This is a genomic window from Bradyrhizobium nanningense (assembly GCF_004114535.1).
In the GTDB taxonomy this organism is placed as follows: domain Bacteria; phylum Pseudomonadota; class Alphaproteobacteria; order Rhizobiales; family Xanthobacteraceae; genus Bradyrhizobium; species Bradyrhizobium nanningense.
In genome coordinates this window covers 438,573-460,475 of the sequence record NZ_LBJC01000020.1, presented here as the reverse complement: position 1 = coordinate 460,475, position 21,903 = coordinate 438,573, and the positions used below count along the sequence as shown (strand labels likewise).

Genomic DNA, 21,903 nt, shown 5'->3' with positions numbered 1-21,903 from the left:
ATAGCGCCGACCGATCAGGACGGCGCGACCTTGACCGTCCCTGCTTGTCGCAGCGCTTCGATCTCATTCGACGACATGCCGATCTCGCTCAGGATCTCGTCGCTGTGCTCGCCGATCCCAGGTGGATCGTAGCGGTTGAGCAGGCGCCTTCCGTCCATCGAAATCGGCAACAGCGGCGTCTTGGCCTCTCTGCCGTCAGGCAGACGAATGTCGGTCAGGCCGCCCGACTGGTTGAGATGCGGATCATCGAAGAGATCGCCGGGCTTGTTCACCGGCGCGTAGGGCAGATCGAGCTGCTCGAGACGGGCGGCGAGATCGGCCTTGTCCCATTGCTTGAAGATCTTCGCGATCTCGGGGATCAGCCAGCTGCGATGATCGACGCGGTCGTTGCTTGTCGCAAAGCGCGGATCAGCGAGCCAGGCTTGGCGATCGAAGGCCCGACAGAATGCCTCCCACTGCTCTTCGCCGACGATGGTGACGAACAGCTTCGAGCCGTCCCTTGTGTCGAACAGATCGTAGACCGGCCACGGGCTGTCCTTGATCGAATACGGGATCGACGGCTGGCCGCTGACCACCTCGCACATCATGGCCTGCGCCATCAGGAACACGTTGTTTTCGTAGAGCGCACTCTGGATGTAACGACCTCGCCCGGTCCGCTGCCGCTCGGCGAGCGCAGCCTGGATCGCGATCACGCCGAACATGCCGCCCATGACGTCGTTGACCGAGGCGCCGGCGCGCATGGGACGATCGGGCAAGCCGGTCATGTAGGCGAGGCCACCCATCATCTGCACGACCTCGTCGAGTGCGAGGCGGTTCTCGTAGGGCCCCGGCAGATACCCCTTGAGCGAGCAATAGATCAGGCGCGGTGCGAAGGCCGCGACGCTCTCGTAGTCGAGGCCGATCCGCTTCAAGAGGCCCGGCCGGAAATTCTCGATCAGGACGTCGCTGTTCTCGATCAACCTGCGTGCGACGCTCTGGCCTTCCGCGGTCGACGTATCCAGCGCGATGCTGCGCTTGTTGCGGCTGTAGGTGGCGAAGAAGCCGGCGGCAGGTCCCTTGAAGGTGCGGGTGCGGTCGCCCTTGGGCGGCTCGACCTTGATCACGTCGGCGCCGAGATCGGCGAGGATCAAGCCGCAGCTCGGTCCCATCACCATCTGGCTGAATTCGATGACCCGAACGCCTGCCAGCGGACGAAGCTCCGAAGCCGTCTCACGCGCAGCATTGTTCATGCCGCGCTCCGCAGGACTTTGGGGATGCCGGCCTCGTGCAGATGTCCGGTCAAATGTTTCGCCGGGATATGGCGGGCGAGAATCTCGCGCGTCTGCATCAGGCGATCGAGGTCGATGCCAGTGGACAATCCCATGCGCTCCAGCATGAACACGAGGTCCTCGGTGACGATGTTGCCGCGCGCACCGGGAGCAAAGGGACAGCCTCCGAGGCCGGACACCGCGGCGTCGAAGCGGCGGATGCCGGCTTCGAGACCGGCGACCGCATTGGCGAGGCCGGCGCCGAGCGTGTCGTGCAGATGCAGCCGCAGCGTCATGTGCGATCCGACCTCGCGCTGTACCGCCGTGACGATCTGCCCGATCGATTTTGGCGTCGCATAACCGACGGTGTCGGCAAGCCCGATCTCGTCGGCGCGGGCCTCGGCAAAAGCGCGCGCCACACGGCACACGGCCGCTTCGCTCACTTCACCTTCCAACGAGCAGCCGAAGGAGGTTGAGATCGCGCCCATCAATTGCGGTCGCTGGCCCACGGGCCGGGCGTCGATCGCGGCGCGGACCGCGCGAAATGCTTCGATCTGCTCGTCGACCGAGCGGCGCACGTTGGCCTGGTTGTGCGTCTCGCTCGCCGAGATGACGAAATAGACGGCGTCGACGCCTGCCGCGATGGCGCGTTCGGCGCCCTTCGGGTTCGGGACCAGCGCGCCGATGGTCGTCATCTCGTGCGTGAGCGCATGCGCCATCACCGCGTCGACGTCGGCGAACTGCGGCACCACCTTTGGCGGCACGAACGATCCGGCATCGATCTCGCGCACGCCGGCGGCAGCGATCACGTCGATCAGCGCGCATTTCGCTTCGGTCGGAACGAAGATGTCCAGATTCTGGAGACCATCGCGCGGAGCAACCTCGCAAATGTAGACATCGGGCGCGCGCGCCATCGGCTCTCTCCCTGCGTCGATTGTATATTGTTGCACAAAAGAACAATCTGTGGGACAGTCTGTCAAGCCCTAAAACTTGCGTGCACTGCAATGAGCCCACCCGACAGTTCCCGACCACGCAGCGACAAGAACGGTTCCGAACGCGCCGAACATCTCGCCGGCCTGATCATGGCGCTTGCCCGACGCGAAGGCATGAAAGCCGGGGACCGCCTGATCGAGCAAAGGCTTGCGGATGCGCTGGACCTTTCGCGCGCGCCGATCCGGCTCGGTCTCAAGGCGCTGGAAGCGGCAGGGCTGGCGCGCGGCGAGCCACATCGCGGCTTTGTGCTGGCGAAGAATCCAACCAGCATCGCGGCCCAACCCGCGCTCGCCGCGGTCAGGCGCAACGAGCAGGTCTATGCGACCATCGCCGGCGACGTGCTCGCAACACGGCTGCCGGCCGACGTCACCGAGGCGGAGCTGATGCGCCGATACGACGTCACGCGCGCCGAACTGCAGCGGCTGCTGGATCGGATCGCCGCCGAGGGCTGGATCGCGCGCCTGCCGGGCTATGGCTGGCGCTTTGCGGAGACGGTCTCAAGTCCCGAGGCTCAGGCGCAGGCCAAGGCATTTCGCGCGGTGATCGAGCCGGCGGCAATTGCGCAGCCCGGCTTTGCGCTGACGCAGGAGGTGATCATACGCCTGCGCGAGCGCCAGCAACGCGTGTTCGAAGACGAGATCGAGAAGATGACAATCGGCGAGATCTTTCAGTCCGGCTGCGAATTCCACGAAGAGATCATTCGCGGCGCTGGCAATCCATTCTTTCTCGAAGCGCTCAGGCGCGTGAACTCGATCAGACGTCTGTTCGCCTATCGCAGCTTCGCCGACCGCGACGGCATGCGGCGGCATGTGCGCGAGCATTTGCGCCTGCTCGACGTGCTGGAGACGCGACGCTACACCGAGGCGGCCGACCTGATGGCCCGGCACCTGCAACGGCCGCTGGTGGCGGGTCTGTCGTGATACCCGAACCAGGATTCGCCACCCGGTTTTGATTCCGGTCAATCGCTCTGAAGTCCGTTGCTTTAAACGTATCCTGCGCAACGGCATGGAGCGGACGCCTGTGGTTGACCGACGACAGTTCATCGCGACCGCGCTGGGATTGTCCGCGGCGGGTGTCAGCGGATTCCCTGCTGCTGCTACAACGATGACCTACGACGAGGCGGTGACGGCGTCACGGGCTCCGCTGCGGACCGTGCCGCGGGATCGCGAGCTCGTGCGCTTTGCCACCCTCGCCGCCAACAGCCATAACACCCAGCCGTGGATGTTCTCCGCTCGTGGCAACGAAATCGCGATTGCGCCGGATTTTTCGCGCCGCTGTCCGGCCGTCGATCCGGACGACCATCACCTCTTTGTCAGTCTTGGCTGCGCCGCCGAAAACCTCATCTTCGCTGCCTCCACGCTGGGCTGGCACGCCGACCCGGTCATCGACGGCGACCGGATCGTGATCGCGCTCGAGCAAGCCCCGCCGGAGGCATCAGCGTTGGCGGCCGCGATTCCGGTCAGGCAATGCACCCGCGCGGCGTTCGACGGCAGGCCGGTCGCGCCGGAGACCTTGCGCCGGCTCGAAAACGCCTGTCGCGAACCCAACGTCACGGCCATCCTGATGACGGAGCGCGCCGCCATCGCCGGCGTCACCGACTACGTGCTCGAAGGCAACTCGGCGCAAATGCGCGACAAGGCCTTCATGCGCGAGCTCGTGAGCTGGATTCGCTTCAACGAGGCGGAGGCGCTCGCGACCATGGACGGGTTGTTCGCGCCCGCCTCGGGAAATCCCTCCCTGCCGTCATGGCTGGCGCGACCGCTTATGGGTCTCGTCTTCACCGAGAGCGGGGAAAACAAGAAATACCGCGAGCAGCTCGCCAGCTCCGCGGGTGTCGTTGTGCTCGCTGCCGAGCGCAGTGACAAGTCGCATTGGATCGCTGTCGGCCGCGCCTGCCAGCGCTTCGGCTTGCAGGCGACCTCGCTGGGACTCAAATATTCCTTCGTCAACCAACCGGTCGAGGTGGCGACGCTGAGGCCGCAATTTGCGACCTCACTCGGACTCGGCGAACGGCGGTGCGATATCGTGATGCGTTTCGGAACCGGCCCGGATCTGCCGAAATCGCTGCGGCGTCCGCCGGAGCTCGTGATGCAGCTCTAACGACGCAGACCGCTCAATGCCGGTGACTCCCCGGGCAGCATCGACGAGTTGATATCGCTGTCCATGCGCCCCGATTGCTGCTGGATGAAACCGGCGCCGAACGACAGGCTGAGATTCGAGGTCGGCTTGAATTCGACACCCGCAAACGCGCTGTAGCCGGGTGCCGCGCCGGAGGTCAGGGGTGCAACCGAGCTGCCGATGCCATTGCCATATTTCAACGTGTCGAAACCGGCAAAGAACGTCACCGGCAAGCCGCCCGCGGTCTTGGTGGTGTAGCCGAACTGCGTGCTGTCATAGGAGAGCGCGCTGAAATTGCCGGCAAGTCCGGTCTGACTGAGTCCGGTCTGACTGAGACCGCTCCAATTGAGGCTGCCGCGCTGACTGCCGACGAAGAAGCCGTTGGTCGCGCCGCCGCGCCGGTCCGCATCGCCGGCATTGAAGCTGGTGAAATTGCCGTAAGTATCGGAACTCTGGCCGGCGCCGCCGCTGAGGCCGAAAGGCCCGCCGGGGATCCAATATCTCAGCGGCGCGACCTGTGCGTGAGCCGGTGCTGCGGTCAGGCACAGTACAGAGAGCAGAGCTGCAAGAACGGGAGAACGGGCGAGGCTGGACATTGAAGCTACCGTCAACACTTTTGTAGATTATACTCCCCTGATATCATCAATGCCAGCGCAGCGGCCGCGCCAACGTTACGCCCACGGGCCTCCCCGATAACCGAACCCGATGCCGCACGAACGCCGAGCTCGCCATTGCGCGCGGTGACCGAACCCACATCGCGGGATCTCTCTACAGATCGATCGCGTGCATCGCACAGGTGCTGTTCGCGCTCAACGAACGCTATCTCATCAACGAAAAGGGCGCGCTGCACGAAGCGGCCCTCTTGCCGCTGACGATCCCGCGCCTTGTGGAGCAATCCGACGAGATCTGGCGATTGATCGGTGTTGGCGGCTTCGCACAGGCCTGCGCGATCCTGCGACAGGTCGACCGGCAGTTGAAGGCACTGACGCAGCCCGGTGGACCGAGGTCGTGAAAGTTATGCGGTCCGGTCCACGGAGGACGATGAATCGGCCGGCGGATATTTCGTCACCGGCACCATGAAGGATTTCGTGCCGACCTGGTAGATGATCTTGCCGTTCTGCCCGTCATCGGTCGCGATCTGCGCCTGCCCGAACATGATGACATTCTTGTAGACGTAACCGGTGCCCTTACGGGTGACGCCGTCGGTGGTGACGCTGACCTGAGCTTCCTTGCCATCGACCGAGAGCACCTTGAAGCTCGCACTCTTGCCGTTGGCGCTGGAATAGCCGCCCCAGCTTCCCATCAGGCGGCTGTCGGAGACCGGCGGGTCCTGCTTCTCGAGATTCGCGGTCTGCTTGCCGGCGCCCCCGAAGGAGAACAGCATCACCATGTTCTTGCCGTCCTTGGTCCCGACCGTGAGCCCGCCAAAGTTGATAAGCGTGCCCTTGACCTCGGCGAAGCCGCGCTCGGTGTGGCCGTTATGGGTGTACTCGACCTGCGCCCGGGCGCCGCGGATGTTCACGACCTTGAATTCGACGGGCTGGTTGTTGCCCACCCAATTGCCCTTCCAGTCGCCGACCAGAGCACTCTGGTGATACAGCCGCTCGTTGGCGGGCGAAATCTGGTTGGTGCTCGATGAGACGATGGCCATTGGATTGCTCGGAGACGGGCCTGACAAACCCGCTTTCGTTCGCTTCGGCAATGTCAGGATGCCGACCGGAAACGAACAGAAACCATGCGATTAGGGCCACGCACCGGTTAACGAGCCGTTAAGCTCGAGCATCGGACGGACGGGCAAAAGGTCTCAGCCGGAGCCTCAGCGGCCCCAGCGGTCCGACCAGATCTTCTCGCCGATCAGGCAACTGACGCGCGGCTCCTTGTCGGCGACCCGCATCACGGGACGCTCCGGCGTGCGGCCGGCGACCTCCATCAGCAGCTTGGTGCGGATCGCCTCCTTGAACTGGCCGCGGTCCTTGATCGTGATGACGAAGGCGCCGGGGCCGCCGATGACGCAATCCTCGTAGTAGAAATCGAGATTGTCGATATCCATGGTCGAATAGGACGGCTCCTTGACCATGATCGGCAGGCCGTTGATGACGATGCCCTTCTCGAGCGCGGCATCGCGCGCCACCGTGACCGGGCCGCCATTGTTGTTGGGACCGTCGCCGGAAATGTCGACCACGCGGCGCAGGCCCCGATAGGGATCCTCGTCGAACAGCGGCATCGCGAAAGTGATCGCACCCGAGATCGAGGTGCGCGAGGCGCGCCGGATCGGCGTCTTCAGGATCTCGGCGGCGACCGCATCCGCCGTCTCGGGACCATCGATCAGCCGCCAGGGGATGATGATCTTCTGGTCGCTGGAGGCAGCCCACTCGAAATAGGTCACCGCGATCCGGCCGTTCGGACCGAGCTTCAGCGCCTGGAGGAACTCCTTCGACTGGATCGCCTGCGCATAGCCCTCGCGCTGGATCGCGAGCTCGTCCATGTCCATGGAGTAGGACACGTCGACCGCGAGAACCAGCTCGACATCGACCGTCTGCGCGTCTCTGTCGGCCGCTGGCCGCTGCGGCTGATTCTTGGGCGATTCAAATTTTGGTCCTGGTGCCGCGATGCCCGCGACGTCCCCTCCGGCAAACATGCCGGCCACCAGCACAGCCCCGATCGAGAACAGCAAGCGCATCGCAGCCTCCCGTCGTATGACGTGATGGTGACATGCAATCGCGTTGCCGCAAAGCGCGAAGATCGCCTGCGCTTCACATTCGAGTTAAGGATCTGCGGCTTAGGCGTACACGCGCCTTGCGCAATGCTGCCGCCGTGTTGCCGCGCTTGCGCCGCTGGAACACGCTCGTGCGCTCGCGCCATCGGGCTCGTGATGCGCGAAGCGGGAGCGACGCGCACGGGGACAGAACTCCCCGCCCACTTGTCCGAAGCGATTTCCGTGCTAGGTTGGCCGCACAGATGGGGAAGGAGTCTCCCCGATAACCGCCCGGCGGTCGATGACCTTGTGGGCTGATGACTCCTGCTTGAGGAGGGGCAATCTTTGAGCCTCTGCCTTCGGCGGGAGCCTGGACAAACCCGCCCGTGGCGGGTTTTTTGTTGTCCGGCGACGAAGGCCGGAGAAGGCGAAGACGTGACGACGACGACACCGAATGCCGCGAGTGCGGGGCTGCCCAGAGGAATCTGGGTGCTCGGCTTCGTCTCGATGCTGATGGACATCTCCTCCGAGATGATCCACGCGCTCCTGCCGGTCTATCTCGTCACCGTGCTCGGCGCTTCGACGCTGACCGTCGGCTTCATCGAGGGCATTGCGGAGGCGACGGCCTCGATCACCAAGATCTTTTCCGGCGCGCTGTCGGACTGGCTCGGCCGCCGCAAGCTGCTCGCCGCACTGGGCTATGGCCTCGCCGCCTTGACCAAGCCGCTGTTCCCGCTTGCGCCCAGCGTCGGATGGCTGGTGGCCGCGCGCTTCGTCGATCGCGTCGGCAAGGGCATTCGCGGCGCGCCGCGCGATGCGCTGATCGCCGATATCGCCCCCGTCGGCCTGCGCGGCGCGAGCTTTGGCCTGCGGCAATCGCTCGACACCATCGGCGCCTTCGTCGGGCCGCTGGTGGCGATCGGCCTGATGTGGTGGACCGCCGACAATTTCACCGCCGTGTTCTGGGTGGCGGTGCTGCCGGCCTTCCTGTCCTTCGGCTTGATCGCGTTCGCGGTGAGCGAGCCGGATCCGGATCCGAGCCGGCAGCCCGCAGAGAATCCGCTCAACCTCGCCGCAATGCGGCAGCTCGGAGCGATCTATTGGCGCGTCGTGGCCGTCGGAATCGTCTTCACGCTGGCGCGCTTCAGCGAGGCCTTTCTGATCCTGCGCGCACAGAACATCGGGCTCAATGCGATGTGGGTGCCGGCGGTGCTGGTGCTGATGAACATCGTCTACGCCCTGTCGGCCTATCCGGCCGGCGTGCTCTCTGACCGGATCAACCGGACCGGCCTGCTCGCGCTCGGGCTCGTCTTCCTCGCCGGTGCCGATCTCGCGCTTGCGCTGCTGCCGAATCTGGGAGGCCTTGCACTCGGCGTCGTGCTGTGGGGGTTGCATATGGGACTGACGCAAGGCCTGCTCTCGGCCCTCGTCGCCGACGCCGCGCCGCCCAGCCTGCGCGGCACCGCGTTCGGCTATTTCAACCTGTTCACCGGCCTTGCCCTGCTGGCCGCGAGCGTGATCGCGGGCGCGCTGTGGGATGCCTATGGTCCGGCGGGAACGTTCCTTGCGGGGCTCGGCTTCGCGCTGGTCTCGCTACTGGGGTTGCTCGCCGTCGGCGACGGTCTCGCGCCGGAGGACAAATCATGACGGGGGGGCGTTCGTCGTGCTGAGCGGGGCAATCGCGATCATGATCGGCAGCGCCCTGGGCGGCTGCGCGCGCTATTTCGTCTCCGGTGTGATCGCGCGGCGGCTGGGCGAAACGTTCCCGTGGGGCACCATGACCATCAACGTCACCGGCGCCTTCGTGATCGGCATCTTTGGCGCGCTGGCGACCCATCCCGGCTCGGCCTTCGCCGCGCCCACGCCGTGGCTGTTCGCGGTGACCGGCTTTCTCGGCTGCTACACCACGGTGTCCTCGTTCAGCCTGCAAACGCTGACGCTCGCGCGGAGCGGCGAGCCGACGCATGCGCTCGGCAATATCGTGTTCTCGGTCGGGCTGTGCCTTGCCGCCGTCAGTTGCGGCTTCCTCCTTGCGGATCGTCTGGGAGGCTAGCGGATGGAATTTGGAGACGTATCGGCAGTGCGGCGCCTTCACCAGGGGGGCTCTCCGCGCGTCCGACTCTCACCTCCCTCGCGGAGAGCCCCCCTCACCCCGACCCTCTCCCCGCGCGCGGGGAGAGGGAGAACAGGCCGCGGCTGATGAACTTCCCTTCCGCCGAGCGCTGGCGCACTGCGATGCTCTATGCCTGGGTTGCCGCGGGCAGCGTCGTCGGCGGCTTGACGCGTTATCTGGTCGGGCTTGCGCTCGATACCGGACCGGGCTTTCCCGTCGCGACGCTGTTCATCAACGCGATGGGATCGCTGATCATCGGTTTCTACGCGACGCTGACCGGCCCCGACGGCCGCATGCTGGCGCGGCCCGAGCACCGGCAGTTCGTCATGACCGGGTTCTGCGGCGGCTACACCACCTTTTCGACCTTTAGCCTGGAGACCTTCCGCTTGTTCCACGGCGGCATGAAATACACGGCGCTCGCCTACATCGTCGCATCCGTGATCTGCTGGCTGGTGTCGGTCTGGATCGGCCATATGATGGCGAGCCGCTACAACCGCTTGACAAGGAGCTGAGCATGCAAATTCCCAATCAGGCCGTTTTGCTCCGGATCTTCATCGGCGAGAGCGATCACTTCGACGGCAAGCCCCTCTATGAAGCCATCGTGATGACGGCGCGCGAGCGGCACCTTGCGGGCGCCACCGTGCTGCGCGGGCCGATGGGGTTCGGTAAATCGAGCCGGCTGCACACCTCGAAGATCCTGCGGCTTTCGGAAGACCTGCCGCTGCTGATCGAGATCGTCGACAGCGAAGACAACATCAACGCATTCCTGCCCATCCTGGACGGCATGATGTCGAGCGGGCTGATCACCTTGGAGAAGGTCCAGGTCCTGCAATATGGTGCGAAGGCCGCGAGCTGATCGCCGCGGCTGGGAACCGAGCCCGCCGATTCCAGGAGGCGGAATGAACGACACCGTCACCAAGCCGAAAACCAGGACCAAGACCAAGGTCGAGCGGCCGAAGCTGCACAAGGTCATCCTGATCAACGACGACTACACGCCGCGCGAATTCGTCACGATGGTGCTCAAGGCCGAATTCCGCATGACGGAGGATCAGGCCTATAAGGTCATGATCACCGCGCACAAGCTGGGTGCCTGCGTTGTCGCGGTGTTCACCAAGGACGTCGCCGAGACCAAGGCGACGCGCGCCACCGACGCCGGCCGCGCCAAGGGCTACCCATTGCTGTTCACGACCGAGCCGGAGGAATAGGCGCCGCCTGCCCGCTTCGGGACAATTTTAGCGATCCGCACTACCGCAGGTTTAATCTCCTGTGTCACCACGATGCAATGACGGTCGCACTACGCAAACAGCTCGCGCTCAAGCCGGCCCGCCCCGAAACCTCGTTCGGTCCGTTCAGGCTCCTGCACGCCCTACCCTGGCTGATCCTGGCGGCTGCGATGCGCGTGATCGCGTTCGGCGGCGGCGCGACGGCGCTGCCCGCGATCATCGTTGCGGACATTGCGGTGCTGCTGGCCTTCTTTGCGACGGCACAACAATCGATCGAGGCGGCGGGTGGCCAATCCTCGCTCGGTACGCTGACATTGGGCGAGCAGTTCAAGCTTTCCTTCTCGATCCTGTGGCGGATCATGCTCGTGATGATCGCGGCGGCGCTCGGCGCCGCAGCGGCCGGCTACGAGACTTCGTATCATCTCTTGGCGGGCCTCGACGGCATGGCGTTCGACCAGTTCACCCATCCCGGGCGATTCTGGAGCGCATGGATCGCTGCCATCGTGCTGCTCATGATCGTTCGCGCCGAACGCGATAACGGCAGGGTCGCCCTGTTCGCCGCGATCGGCGAATTCGCACGGCGCGGGCTGTGGCTCGGCGCCGCCGTCATCATCCTCGGCGTCGTCAACATCGCGCTCGCCCATGGACAGGAAGCGGTGCGGACTGCGATCTGGAATTTCTGGCAGACCTCATCGGCGACGCAGTTCACCAAGAACCTGATCTATTTCGTCTTCATCTTCAGCTTCGCCATGCTGCGGCTGTGGATCACCTTGAGCGTCCTCACGCTCGGGCTGAAGCAGTCCTATGTTCGCGACAGCTGACGCCGCCGACAGCTAACGGCGCCGACCGCTAGGCCATCACGACCGGCGTTTCCTCCACCAAGCCGTATACGCGCTGCGCCTTGGAAAAGCCCGCGATCGGAAATTCGCCGAGTTCGTGCCAGTCGTGGCGGCAGACATTGGCAAAACCTTCCGAGGCGACGACGGTCCGTCCCAGGCGCCCCGTGATCTTCTCGAGCCTTGCGGCAAGGTTGACGGCGGGGCCGATGCAGGTGAAGTCGAGGCGGTTGCCGCCGCCGATATTGCCGTAAAGGATGTTGCCGACGTGCAGCGCGACGCCGAAGCGGAAGCGCTCGATGGCCTCGCCGACTGGAAAAGCCAGCGCCTCGACGCTGGCGCGGGATTCACGCGCGGCCTCCAGCACGCGCGAACAGACGTGGGCGGCATCGCCGACATATTCGTCGATCGGGAACACGGCGAGCAGGCCGTCGCCCATGAACTTCAGCACCTCGCCGCCATGGCCCCGGATCGCGGTGACCTGGCAGTCGAAATAGTGATTGAGGATCTGGACGACGGTCTCGGCCGGCAGGCGGTCCGACAGCGCGGTGTAGCCGCGCAGGTCCGACAGCCAGATCGCAGCCTGCATGGTGTCGTTGTGGCCACGGCGGATCTGACCGCCGAGGATGCGCGCGCCGGCGCGATTGCCGACATAGGTGTCGAGCAGCATCTCGGCGGTGCGGCGCAGGCTGATGATCTCGCTGACGCGCGCCAGCGGCGTCACGATGGTCCGGATCGCCGCGATGTCGTCGTCGCTGAAGCCGCCGGGACGGCGCGTGACCCAACTCGTCGCGTGGATCGAGCCGTCGAGATACGGCATCGGCATCGCGACATAGTCGGTGACGCCTTCAGCCCGCATGTCATCGAGGAACGGAAAGCGCTTGCTGTCGGGATCGTCCATCCGTCCGCGGACCTCGATCCCCTGCTCGAACACGATGCGGAGCGGGCTTGCGGCGAATTCAGGCGTGTCCAGAATGTCGAAATCGACGGTGCCGATTTCGACCTCCTCGCCCTGCCGCCAGATGAAGTTCCGGCCCAAGATTTCCGGATGCAGCGTGCGGATGAAGATGCCGAACCGCCATAGCGGCAGGCCGGCTTCGACCAGATGCTCGCAAACGTCCGCGATCATCTCGGCCGGGGTTCCCGACGATCTCGCGCCGTCGATCAGCCAGTTGGTGATGCGCTGGAGCTCGGAGCTTTCCATGCCAGCATTTGCGGACGAAGTTGCGGGATCGTCAAGCTGCGCGGTGGGCTGGTGGGTTTCGAAGGCAACTCTGATATGTCAATCTCGGCAATCCTGATCGACGTCCCGGTCGTTTCGGCCGGGACGTCGATGGACTAGGTCACGGCGCTTCGCTGGCTGGCAGACTGCGCTGGCCGGCTCTGCGAGCCGATGCGCGTAAACACCAGCCAGGCGAACAGCAATACGCTGAGGCCCACGATGATGGACGCGACGCCGACCACGGGCTCGGCGGCCTCGGTGCCCTTGAGCTTGAACGCCAGCGCACCCAGCATCACCGGCAGGCCGACGTTGTGCATCCAGAACTGCGCGGTGGCGATCCGCCCTACGCTGACGGACGGACAGACGATGCCGATCAGCCCGAACAGCGCCATCGAGACCCAGCCAAGCAGGTTGATATGGGCGTGCAGCGGGAACAGCGAATGGTCGCCTGACGCGCCCATCACCACCCCGAGGATCACCCCGACGGCAAAGTACAAGGTCGCCAGCCGGAGCCAGGCGCGAGCGCGCGGGTTGTCGTTCATGGCACTTTCTCCTCGATGATCCTCAGGAGGCCAGCGGCGCATTGAGCTGTTGCAGGATCGACGCGAAATCGAGCCAAACGTTTTCGCGCTTGATCTGGCCGTCCGGTGCCATTTCGAACACATGCAGCAGTCGGAAACTCAACTTGCGTCCATGACCGGGAATTCCGAACGGCGCGCCGGGTGCGGTCCCGGCCCACAGGCTCTCGTCGACCACGAAATCCGCTCCGTAGTAGCGCCGCAGCGTCGTGACCTTCTCGCCCGAGAGGTCAGCGAACAAAGTATCGTAGAAGCCGCGAGCGGCAGTCTTACCGTGCACCGGGCCGGTCGGATAGCCGACGACATCGTGCTCGACGTCATCGACCATCGTGCTCAGGACGCCATCGACGTCATCTTCGGCCTCGAAGCGAAAGTGGCGGTCGATCATGCGATCAAAGGTCTTCTTCAATTCGTCGTTCATCCATTTCCCTTTTATTGGATTAGTGTCTATAATGAGACTAACGCCTCTTAATAAGACGAGTGTCTCACATATGCCAAATCGAAAGTCAAGCCGGCGCGCGGATGGAGATCAGGTCGAGAGCGATGGCCGCGCAAACCAGAAGCGCCGCACGCGCCAGGCTCTGATCAGCGCCGCGATGGCGTTTCGTGACGAGGGTTACAACCCGACATTGGCCGAGGTGGCCGAGCGCGCGCTGGTGTCGCGCGCCACCGCTTATCGCTACTTCTCGTCAGTCGAAGCGCTGATCAGTGAGACGGCAACGGAACGCGGGCTGCTGCCTTTGGAGCACTTCTGGCGCCCTGGCGACGATCCTGCCGGCGGCATCTCACGCGCCGCGCGCGACATGATGAAGCTCATGCTGAATGACGAAATCGGCCTGCACGTGATGGAACGCTCGTTCATGGCCGTCTGGATCGACAACGATCCAAGCGCGCGGCCGCCGCGGCCCGGTCGCCGCATGAAATACATCGGACCGATCGTCGAGTCGCTGAAAGGGGAGCTGTCACCTTCGGCGCGCAAGCGCCTGGCGCACGCACTGTCGATGGTGATGGGCAGCGAGGCCGCACTGGCGATCCGGGACATCGGCGGCGCGAGCGTCGATGAGGCGCTCGCTGCCGCGGCGTGGGCGGCGCAGGCGCTGCTGAACCAGGCGCGGATCGATGCTGGGGAGGCGCGCCGCAAGTAAGCTGCTGGCGCTTGGCGAAGCGCCCTGGTTCAGCGTCCTCCTAGCGCCCCACTTGCCCGCGGTCGCGCAGAAAGTGGTCGGCCAGCACGCAGGCCATCATGGCTTCGCCGACCGGGACGGCGCGGATGCCGACGCAGGGGTCGTGGCGGCCTTTCGTGAAGATTTCGGTGTCTGCGCCCTTGCGATCGACAGTCCGGCGGGGCTGCAGGATCGAGGACGTCGGCTTCACCGCGAAACGCACCACCACCGGCTGCCCCGTGGAGATTCCGCCCAGCACGCCGCCGGCATGGTTGGACAGGAAGCGCGTGCCATCGTTCCCAGTGCGCATCTCGTCCGCGTTTTCCTCCCCAGTCAACTCTGCCGCGCCAAAACCGGCGCCGATCTCGACGCCTTTCACTGCGTTGATGGTCATCATCGCACCCGCCAGATCGGAATCGAGCTTGGCGTAGATCGGCGCGCCAAGTCCGGCGGGCACGCCTTCGGCGACGATTTCGATCACCGCGCCGATCGATGAGCCGCTCTTGCGGATGCCGTCGAGATAGGTCTCGAAGAACGCGGCCTTGTCCTTGTCCGGACAGAAGAACGGATTCCTTGCGATCTCGTCCCAGTCCCACTTCGCGCGGTCGATCTTGTGCGGGCCGATCTGCACCAGAGCGCCGCGCACCCTGACGTCGGGCAGCACCTTGCGCGCGATGGCGCCGGCGGCAACGCGCGTCGCGGTCTCGCGCGCGGAGGAACGGCCGCCGCCGCGATAATCGCGCAGACCGTATTTGGCCTCATAGGTGAAGTCGGCGTGGCCGGGGCGAAACTTGTCCTTGATCTCGGAATAGTCCTTCGAGCGCTGGTCGGTGTTCTCGATCAGGAGCCCGATCGGCGTCCCCGTCGTCACCTGCACGCCAGTCTCCGGATGCGCCATCACGCCGGAGAGGATTTTGACCTGGTCCGGCTCCTGGCGCTGGGTGGTGAAGCGCGATTGGCCGGGCCGGCGGCGGTCGAGGTCACCCTGGATGTCGGCCTCGGTGAGCGGGATCATGGGCGGACAGCCGTCGACCACGCAGCCGATGGCCACCCCATGGCTTTCGCCGAAGGTGGTGACGCGGAACATGTGGCCGAAGGTGTTGAAGGACATCCGTCTCTAGCTCGTAAGTCAGTGCTGACTTGTGGTAACGCGCCCTGAAATGAGGGTCAAATGCCCACCGCAGTCGTCATGGCCGGGCTTGTCCCGGCCATCCACGTTCTTTGCTGCCAAAAACAAGAAAGCTCGTGGATGCCCGGGACAGGCCCGGGCATGACGGCGAGGACGGGCGCCGCCGTCAACTAAATTTCTCCAGCCGGCCGTCGCGGAACACGTAGACGGCGCCCTGCTGGATATAGAGTTCTGCGGCGCTGGCGGGGGTCTCGATGCCGAGGGCGACCATCAGGGCCCGGCAGGTCCCGCCATGGGCGACCGCAACAGTGTCGACCAGCAGTGACTCGTACCAATCCAGCATGCGCAGCTGCACCGCCGCGTAGGTCTCGCCGCCGGCGGGCGCGACCGTCCATTTGTCGGCGAGGCGCCTCGCATAGACGTCCGGATCGGACGCCTCGCTTTCGGCCAGCGTCAACCCCTCCCAGGAGCCGTAGCCGATCTCGCGCAGGCGATCGTCGAGCGAATAGTCGGAAGGCGGCAATTCGAGCTTGCCGCGCGCGAGTTCCATGGTCTGCCGCGCGCGGCCGAGCGGGCTCGACACGTAAGGCAGCGCCGCTCGGTCCTTGCCCTCGCGCCTGAAGAGATCCGCCAATACGCCGGCGGCGTGCACGGCCTGACCGCGGCCGCGCGCATTCAACGGAACGTCCTGGGTGCCCTGGAGCCGTCCGAGTGCATTCCACTCAGTCTCGCCGTGGCGAAGGAAGTAGATGGTGGGCACGGGCGTTCCAGAGCTAACGGCTAGTCCTTGCCGCCGAACGAAATGTCCGGCGCATCGGGCCGCTTCATGCCCAGCACGTGATAGCCGGAATCGACGTGGTGCACCTCGCCGGTGACGCCGCGCGAGAGGTCAGAGAGCAGATACAGCGCGCTGCCGCCGACGTCCTCGGTCGAAACGTTGCGCCGCATCGGCGCGTTGTATTCATTCCACTTCAGAATATAGCGGAAGTCGCCGATGCCGGAGGCGGCGAGCGTCTTGATGGGACCTGCCGAGATCGCGTTGACGCGGATGTTCTTCTCGCCGAGATCGGCGGCGAGATAGCGCACGCTGGCCTCCAGCGCCGCCTTCGCGACGCCCATCACGTTGTAATGCGGCATCCACTTCTCGGCGCCGTAATAGCTTAGCGTAATCAGCGAGCCGCCATCCGTCATCAGCTTCTCGGCGCGCTGCGCCACGGCCGTGAACGAGTAGCAAGAGATCAGCATCGACTTGGAGAAATTCTCCGGCGTGGTGTCGACGTAGCGGCCGTCGAGTTGCTCGCCATAGGCGATCGCGTGCACCAGGAAGTCGATCTTGCCCCACTTCTCCTTCAGCACCGCGAACGCCGCATCGATGGTCGCGGCATCGGTGACGTCGCAATGGCCGAGGACGAGACCACCGATCTCGGCGGCCAGCGGCTCGACGCGCTTCTTCAGCGCATCGCCCTGATAGGTGAAGGCGAGCTCGGCGCCGGCGGCGTGGCATGCCTTGGCGATGCCCCAGGCGATCGAGCGGTTGTTGGCAAGGCCGAGGATCACCCCGCGCTTTCCCTGCATCAGACCTGAATTCTGCGCCATGTTTGAACGTCCCGTCGAACTCTTGCTGAAGTCTGGAGGTACACCAGCCCTCCCCTGCGGTACAGCCCTAATACGTCGCGTTAACGCTGTTTCGAGCACCGGAATAGCCGTTCCATTCGGGTGTTATGATCGCTATAGGCGCTCGCGCCTGACACCAGGACGTCAAGACCGCAATGAGTGCGTTTCGCCAGAGTGTGGAAGCCATGATCCCGGCGTTGCGCCGCTACGCCCGTGCGCTCACGCGCGACGCGGATGCGGCCGACGATCTGGTGCAGGACACGCTGGTGCGGGCACTGCGTTCGGAGCGATTGTTTCTCGGAGGCGACGTCAGGAGCTGGCTCTACACGATCCTGACCAACCTCAACAAGAACCGGCGGCGCTCGCTGGCAAGGCGGCCGCAGTTCATGCAGCTGACGGAGAACAACCCGGATGCCAGCGGCACCGAAGCCGAAGGGCGCGACATCGAGAGGGCGCTGGCGACGCTCGTCGAGGAGCAGCGTTCGGTGCTGCTCCTGGTCATGCTGGAAGGCATGAGCTACCGCGAGGTCGCCGACATCCAGGGCGTGCCGATCGGCACCGTGATGTCGCGCCTCGCCCGCGCCCGTGCCCACGTCAAGGCCTCGCTGGAAGGCGAGCGCCCGACACTCAGGCGAGTGAAATGATGGCAGGGTTGATGCATCGCATATTGTCCGCCTGCAGCATGCCGGTGAGCTACGCGAAGTTGAACTTTGAACGACATTTAGGGCCACAGAGCCAGAGACGATCGAAATGAACGAGCGCAAGATCCCAGTGACCGAGGACGAACTGCACGCCTATGTCGACGGCGAGCTGCCGGCCGAGCGCCGCGCCGACGTCGAGGCCTGGCTGGCCGCCCATCCTGAAGAGGCCGAGCGCGTGCAGTCCTGGCGCGCCATGGCGGAGATGCTGCACGCCCGCTACGATTCCATCGCCCAGGAGCCGGTGCCGGCGCGGCTGGAGCTTGAGCGGCTGGAGCGCCGCCCGCGGCAATGGCTCTATGGCGCCGCCGCGGCTGTGCTGGTTGCTTTCGTCGCCGGCGGCACGGCTGGCTGGGTCGCGCATGGCGCCGCCAGCGCCCCCTCGACTTTCCAGAACTTCACCGCGGACGCGCTCGACGCTCACCGCCTCTATGTCGTCGAGGTCCGCCACCCCGTCGAGGTCGGCGGCAATGAGCGCGACCACCTCCAGGCCTGGCTGACCCGGCGCTGCGGCTGGACCGTGTTCGCGCCGAACCTGGAGGCCAGCGGGCTGAAGCTCGTCGGCGGCCGGCTCTTGCCGGGGCCGAGCGGTCCGGCCTCGTTCCTGATGTATGAGGGCGCCTCGGGCGAACGCTATACGATCTACACCGCCAAGACCGAGAATGGTGCAACGCAAATGCGCTATGCCAAAACGGACAAGGATGGCGCGCTGTTCTGGGCAGAGCGCGGCGTCGGCTACGTGGTCAGCGGCGGCGGTGATCGCGACCGGCTGACCAAGGTGGCGCAGGCGGTCTACGACCAGGCCGAGAAAAACGGCACCTGAGGGACCGCTCAATCACGGTGCCCAGATTCCGACATTGAAAATTTCAAATGAAGACATCGGCGCGTCTCATTATCGCACCGGATGATCACGCGAAAATGAGCAGCGTTCGATCCGCCGATCGACGCGGGCGGCCTCGATTGGGGTTTTTGGTACCGCGCTGGTCCCCCTCTCGAGGCCGCACCTTTTTATCGGCTGCCCCGCCGGACAGCCGACACGTCGAGTTCATGAAGCGCTACCACGCCTCAGGCACATGATGAGCATCATCTCCAGGACGATGCCCTAGGCCTTTAGGAGGACCCCTTCAGTTCGATCGCGCCCTAAAGCGCGATGCCTCGCGCTCTAGCTCTTTGTTTGCGCATGATCTTTCCGGAAAACCGCTACGCACTTTTCCGGATCATGCTTAGCCAAGCCCGCTACGCGGATTGTAGGGGTGTTGATCCCGCCACTTCTCCATCAATGCTTCAAGCTCGGCGTCGTTCCCGTCCGGTAGCATAATCCTGATGGTGACGAAGAGATCCCCGGTTCCGCCAGATTTCGGCAGGCCCTTGCCCTTGAGGCGGAAGGTCCGGCCACTGGAGGTGTTTTTCGGGACCGAAAGATCGACCGCGTTGCCGAGGGTCGGCACGCGGACCTTCCCGCCGAGCACCGCCTCGTAGAGCGTGACTGGCAAGTCGATCCTGAGGTCGGCGCCCTCGACCTTGAAGAACGGGTGCGGCGCGATGCTGATGGTGATCAGGAGATCGCCGGGCGGATGGCCCTGCGCGCTCTCGCCCTGCCCGCGCAGCCGGATCTGCTGGCCCTCGGTGACGCCAGCGGGAATCTTGACGTTGAGCTCCTTGCCCGTCGGCAACCGGACGCGCTTCTCGCCGCCCTTGACCGACTCTTCCAGCGAGACGGACATGGCAACATTCACGTCGAGATCGAGTCCGATGCCGCCAGTGTCGAATTCGAACTGGGCGCCGCCGCCGGCCCCAGGCCGCGCGCCGCGCGTCCCGCCGCCGAACATGCTGTTGAGGATATCCTCGAATGCGCCGCCGCCCTGGCCAGGGCCGCCGCCGGAGCGGAACGTATAGCTTTCGAACCCGCCGGGGCCGGCGCGGCCGCGCGGCCCGCCACCGCCCGGAAACCCCTGGAAGCGCGGCTTGCCCTCGGCGTCGATCTCGCCGCGGTCGAACTGCTTGCGCTTGTCCTCGTCGCCGATGATCTCATTCGCCGAGTTGATCTCGGAGAAGCGCTCGGCGGCTTTCGGGTCGTCCTTGTTGCTGTCGGGATGATGCTTCTTGGCAAGCTTGCGATAGGCGCTTTTGATCGCGGCAGCGCTAGCGCTCCGCGGCACCCCCAAGACCTCATAGGGGTCGCGCATCCGTCACGTCTCCTTCAAGAAATCGAATTGTTCAAAGGGCTCCCCGCCCCACCTGCGATCCATGTGGGAAGAGAGTGGCATTTTTGCAACTAGGGGCGTGCGCCGATTCCTAGCTCCGCCACGGCTTTAGCGTATGAATCTCCCAACGGCCACGGCTGCTTTGGCAACCGGCGCCCTGGAGCCAGCTCTCGGTCGCCCCGTTGACGTAGCTCGCCAGGAAATCGCGGCATTTGCGGCCGTCCTCGGCGGCATAGGATTGCGCGATCGGCGTCACCGAGCCGCGCGCCCCGGTCGCCGGATTCTCCCAATGCTGGCTGGAATCCTTGTCGCCTTTGCTGAGGACGTCGGAGGCGGCGTTGCGGGCGAAGGCGAGATCGGTCTCGGTCGGCGGGGCGTCCTTCGCCGGTCGCCCGATCGAGCCGGTGAGGTCGCTGTCGTCGGCCTTGGCATAGGCGCTCTGGTCGTTGCGGGAAAAGCTGCATCCCCCCGCCCCGAGCCCGACGAGAATGATCGTGATGACAAAGCCTGACGGCCGGATCGCCGATAGGCCAACGCGTCCCCATGCCCTATATAGGGCGGTAGCGGACAACAACGCGTTTTGGGCCGCGGGACGCAACTCGGACTCCAGACATGACCGACACGACCTCGATGAAACACCAGACACCCTTAACATCCGGTGATTTCACCGCCGCCGACGAGCCATTTGCGCTGTTCGAGAGCTGGCTGAACGAGGCGATCAAGAGCGAGCCGAACGATCCGAACGCCATGGCGCTCGCAACCGTCGACCCCGACGGCTTGCCTGACGTGCGCATGGTGCTGATGAAGGGCTTCGATACCGAGGGTTTCGTCTTCTACAGTCACATCGCCAGCCAGAAGGGCCGAGAACTCGCCGCAAATCCTAAGGCAGCGTTACTTTTTCACTGGAAGTCGCTGCGCCGTCAGGTCCGCATCCGCGGCAACGTGACGCCGGTGACGGACGCCGAGGCCGACGCCTATTTCGCCACCCGGCCCAAGCAGGCCCAGATCGGCGCCTGGGCGAGCAAGCAGTCGCAGGCGCTGGAGAGCCGCTTCGCTTTCGAACAAGCCATCGCGAAAGTCGCGGCCAGATACGTCATCGGCGAAGTGCCGCGGCCGCCGGGCTGGAGCGGCTGGCGCATCACGCCCTCCCGGATCGAGTTCTGGCACGACCGCCCATTCCGTCTGCACGACCGCATCGAATTTCGCCGTGACGCGGCCGGCCAGAAGTGGTCCAAGACGCGGATGTACCCTTGAGCCTCATCTCGATCCTCGTCTTGAGCTCTAGGCCGACCTGAAAGATGTCCATGCCGCATTCGTCCAATGCGCCGCGCCGCACGCTGCTCCTGACCGGAGCCAGCCGCGGCATTGGCCACGCCACCGTGATCCGCTTCTCCTCCGCGGGCTGGCGCGTCATCACCTGCTCGCGGCACCCCTTCCCCGAGGACTGCCCGTGGGACGCCGGCCCCGAGGACCACATCCAGGTCGACCTCGGCGATCCCCAGGACACCACGCGCGCGATCGCCGAGATCCGCAACCGGCTCGAGGGCGGCATGCTGCATGCGCTGGTCAACAACGCTGCGATCTCGCCCAAGGGCCCCGGCGGCTCCCGGCTCGGCTCGGTCGACACCGATCTCGACACCTGGACGCATGTCTTCCACGTCAATTTCTTCGCCCCGATCATGATCGCGCGCGGGCTGATCGAGGAATTGAAGGCGGCCAAGGGCTCGGTCGTGAACGTCACCTCGATCGCCGGCTCGCGCGTGCATCCGTTCGCGGGCGCCGCCTACGCCACCTCGAAGGCCGCGCTCGCCTCGCTGACGCGCGAGATGGCCTCCGATTTCGGCCGCGTCGGCGTGCGCGTCAACGCGATCGCCCCGGGCGAGATCGACACCTCGATCCTGTCGCCGGGTACCGAGAAGATCGTCGAGCAGCAGATCCCGATGCACCGCCTCGGCACGCCCGACGAGGTCGCCAAGATCATCTACGTGCTGTGCACGGAGACCAGCTCTTACGTCAACGGCGCCGAGATCCACATCAACGGCGGCCAGCACGTGTAGGCAAGGCGCGAAA

General features: G+C 65.0%; 27 protein-coding genes and 1 riboswitch. Of the genes, 14 read left to right on the top strand and 13 right to left on the bottom strand.

Going from position 1 to position 21,903, the window contains the following annotated elements; all coding sequences use genetic code 11:
- Positions 1-14: 14 nt before the first annotated feature.
- Positions 15-1,229, bottom strand: a complete 1,215-nt coding sequence (locus tag XH84_RS15165; RefSeq protein ID WP_128916792.1) for a CaiB/BaiF CoA transferase family protein — start codon at positions 1,227-1,229, stop codon at positions 15-17.
- Positions 1,226-2,161: a hydroxymethylglutaryl-CoA lyase gene (locus tag XH84_RS15160; protein ID WP_128916791.1), complete on the bottom strand. Its 936-nt coding sequence runs from the start codon at positions 2,159-2,161 to the stop codon at positions 1,226-1,228. Before XH84_RS15160 ends, XH84_RS15165 begins: the two co-directional genes overlap by 4 nt.
- Before the next feature lie 90 nt (positions 2,162-2,251).
- Between XH84_RS15160 and XH84_RS15155 the strand changes: the two genes are divergently transcribed.
- Complete coding sequence (locus XH84_RS15155; protein ID WP_245471730.1) at positions 2,252-3,160, top strand: GntR family transcriptional regulator; 909 nt, start codon at positions 2,252-2,254, stop codon at positions 3,158-3,160.
- An 85-nt stretch (positions 3,161-3,245) separates the two neighbouring features.
- Positions 3,246-4,340: an Acg family FMN-binding oxidoreductase gene (locus tag XH84_RS15150; protein ID WP_128916790.1), complete on the top strand. Its 1,095-nt coding sequence runs from the start codon at positions 3,246-3,248 to the stop codon at positions 4,338-4,340.
- Here XH84_RS15150 and XH84_RS15145 read toward each other — a convergent pair.
- Positions 4,337-4,954: a hypothetical protein gene (locus XH84_RS15145; protein WP_128916789.1), complete on the bottom strand. Its 618-nt coding sequence runs from the start codon at positions 4,952-4,954 to the stop codon at positions 4,337-4,339. The genes XH84_RS15150 and XH84_RS15145 overlap by 4 nt on opposite strands.
- Positions 4,955-5,154: 200 nt before the next feature.
- Between XH84_RS15145 and XH84_RS15140 the strand changes: the two genes are divergently transcribed.
- Positions 5,155-5,370 (top strand): hypothetical protein, encoded by a 216-nt coding sequence (locus tag XH84_RS15140; RefSeq protein ID WP_181769501.1) that lies wholly within the window; start codon positions 5,155-5,157, stop codon positions 5,368-5,370.
- Between the two features lie 3 nt (positions 5,371-5,373).
- Here XH84_RS15140 and XH84_RS15135 read toward each other — a convergent pair whose 3' ends face one another.
- A complete protein-coding gene (locus XH84_RS15135) occupies positions 5,374-6,009 on the bottom strand; it encodes a hypothetical protein (RefSeq protein WP_128916788.1) in 636 nt (211 codons plus the stop codon).
- 165 nt (positions 6,010-6,174) lie between these two features.
- A complete protein-coding gene (locus tag XH84_RS15130; RefSeq protein WP_128916787.1) occupies positions 6,175-7,038 on the bottom strand; it encodes a DUF1194 domain-containing protein in 864 nt (287 codons plus the stop codon).
- Positions 7,039-7,309: 271 nt separating this feature from the next.
- A riboswitch (Fluoride riboswitch) is annotated at positions 7,310-7,387 on the top strand.
- Between the two features lie 101 nt (positions 7,388-7,488).
- On the opposite strand from XH84_RS15130, the gene XH84_RS15125 reads away from it, so the two are divergent.
- The 6 genes from XH84_RS15125 (at position 7,489) to XH84_RS15100 (ending at position 11,210) form a co-directional block, all read left to right on the top strand.
- Positions 7,489-8,700, top strand: a complete 1,212-nt coding sequence (locus tag XH84_RS15125) for an MFS transporter (protein WP_128916786.1) — start codon at positions 7,489-7,491, stop codon at positions 8,698-8,700.
- Between the two features lie 16 nt (positions 8,701-8,716).
- The gene (crcB, locus tag XH84_RS15120; RefSeq protein ID WP_245471729.1) at positions 8,717-9,106 is read left to right on the top strand and encodes a fluoride efflux transporter CrcB; all 390 of its coding nucleotides are present in this window, start codon (positions 8,717-8,719) and stop codon (positions 9,104-9,106) included.
- Positions 9,107-9,252: 146 nt separating this feature from the next.
- Positions 9,253-9,678 (top strand): fluoride efflux transporter CrcB, encoded by a 426-nt coding sequence (crcB, locus tag XH84_RS15115; protein WP_128916785.1) that lies wholly within the window; start codon positions 9,253-9,255, stop codon positions 9,676-9,678.
- Positions 9,679-9,680: 2 nt separating this feature from the next.
- Complete coding sequence (locus XH84_RS15110; protein ID WP_128916784.1) at positions 9,681-10,022, top strand: DUF190 domain-containing protein; 342 nt, start codon at positions 9,681-9,683, stop codon at positions 10,020-10,022.
- A gap of 43 nt (positions 10,023-10,065) precedes the next feature.
- The gene (gene clpS / locus XH84_RS15105) at positions 10,066-10,371 is read left to right on the top strand and encodes an ATP-dependent Clp protease adapter ClpS (protein WP_025034645.1); all 306 of its coding nucleotides are present in this window, start codon (positions 10,066-10,068) and stop codon (positions 10,369-10,371) included.
- Positions 10,372-10,448: 77 nt separating this feature from the next.
- Positions 10,449-11,210, top strand: coding sequence for a hypothetical protein (locus tag XH84_RS15100; RefSeq protein ID WP_181769499.1), 762 nt, complete (start codon positions 10,449-10,451; stop codon positions 11,208-11,210).
- Between the two features lie 28 nt (positions 11,211-11,238).
- On the opposite strand, the gene XH84_RS15095 is transcribed toward XH84_RS15100, so the two are convergent.
- The 3 genes from XH84_RS15095 to XH84_RS15085 form a co-directional block, all read right to left on the bottom strand.
- A complete protein-coding gene (locus tag XH84_RS15095; RefSeq protein ID WP_164935905.1) occupies positions 11,239-12,429 on the bottom strand; it encodes an adenylate/guanylate cyclase domain-containing protein in 1,191 nt (396 codons plus the stop codon).
- A gap of 134 nt (positions 12,430-12,563) precedes the next feature.
- On the bottom strand, positions 12,564-12,989 hold the full coding sequence (locus XH84_RS15090; protein ID WP_128916782.1) for a hypothetical protein: 426 nt from the start codon (positions 12,987-12,989) through the stop codon (positions 12,564-12,566).
- Positions 12,990-13,011: 22 nt separating this feature from the next.
- Positions 13,012-13,446 carry an ester cyclase gene (locus XH84_RS15085; protein WP_128916781.1) on the bottom strand — a complete coding sequence of 145 codons (435 nt, stop codon included), beginning with the start codon at positions 13,444-13,446 and terminating at the stop codon, positions 13,012-13,014.
- A gap of 175 nt (positions 13,447-13,621) precedes the next feature.
- On the opposite strand from XH84_RS15085, the gene XH84_RS15080 reads away from it, so the two are divergent.
- Positions 13,622-14,170: a TetR/AcrR family transcriptional regulator gene (locus XH84_RS15080; protein ID WP_206734068.1), complete on the top strand. Its 549-nt coding sequence runs from the start codon at positions 13,622-13,624 to the stop codon at positions 14,168-14,170.
- A 40-nt stretch (positions 14,171-14,210) separates the two neighbouring features.
- Here XH84_RS15080 and aroC read toward each other — a convergent pair whose 3' ends face one another.
- From aroC to fabI, 3 genes are all read right to left on the bottom strand, one after another.
- A complete protein-coding gene (gene aroC / locus XH84_RS15075; RefSeq protein WP_128916780.1) occupies positions 14,211-15,299 on the bottom strand; it encodes a chorismate synthase in 1,089 nt (362 codons plus the stop codon).
- A 184-nt stretch (positions 15,300-15,483) separates the two neighbouring features.
- Complete coding sequence (locus XH84_RS15070; RefSeq protein ID WP_128916779.1) at positions 15,484-16,077, bottom strand: histidine phosphatase family protein; 594 nt, start codon at positions 16,075-16,077, stop codon at positions 15,484-15,486.
- Positions 16,078-16,097: 20 nt separating this feature from the next.
- Positions 16,098-16,913: an enoyl-ACP reductase FabI gene (fabI, locus tag XH84_RS15065; protein ID WP_128916778.1), complete on the bottom strand. Its 816-nt coding sequence runs from the start codon at positions 16,911-16,913 to the stop codon at positions 16,098-16,100.
- 173 nt (positions 16,914-17,086) lie between these two features.
- On the opposite strand from fabI, the gene XH84_RS15060 reads away from it, so the two are divergent.
- Entirely contained in the window at positions 17,087-17,575 is a 489-nt protein-coding gene (locus tag XH84_RS15060; RefSeq protein ID WP_028144186.1) for an RNA polymerase sigma factor, read from the top strand.
- A 106-nt stretch (positions 17,576-17,681) separates the two neighbouring features.
- Positions 17,682-18,452 (top strand): anti-sigma factor family protein, encoded by a 771-nt coding sequence (locus XH84_RS15055; protein WP_128916777.1) that lies wholly within the window; start codon positions 17,682-17,684, stop codon positions 18,450-18,452.
- A gap of 400 nt (positions 18,453-18,852) precedes the next feature.
- Here the strand turns inward: XH84_RS15055 and XH84_RS15050 are convergent, their stop codons facing one another.
- A complete protein-coding gene (locus XH84_RS15050) occupies positions 18,853-19,815 on the bottom strand; it encodes a DnaJ C-terminal domain-containing protein (protein ID WP_128916776.1) in 963 nt (320 codons plus the stop codon).
- A 109-nt stretch (positions 19,816-19,924) separates the two neighbouring features.
- Complete coding sequence (locus tag XH84_RS15045) at positions 19,925-20,488, bottom strand: RT0821/Lpp0805 family surface protein (RefSeq protein ID WP_128916775.1); 564 nt, start codon at positions 20,486-20,488, stop codon at positions 19,925-19,927.
- Between XH84_RS15045 and pdxH the strand changes: the two genes are divergently transcribed.
- Complete coding sequence (gene pdxH / locus XH84_RS15040) at positions 20,446-21,087, top strand: pyridoxamine 5'-phosphate oxidase (RefSeq protein WP_128916774.1); 642 nt, start codon at positions 20,446-20,448, stop codon at positions 21,085-21,087. The two genes, XH84_RS15045 and pdxH, sit on opposite strands and share 43 nt — an antisense overlap.
- A 50-nt stretch (positions 21,088-21,137) precedes the next feature.
- Positions 21,138-21,890 (top strand): SDR family NAD(P)-dependent oxidoreductase, encoded by a 753-nt coding sequence (locus XH84_RS15035; protein ID WP_128916773.1) that lies wholly within the window; start codon positions 21,138-21,140, stop codon positions 21,888-21,890.
- Positions 21,891-21,903: the final 13 nt, after the last annotated feature.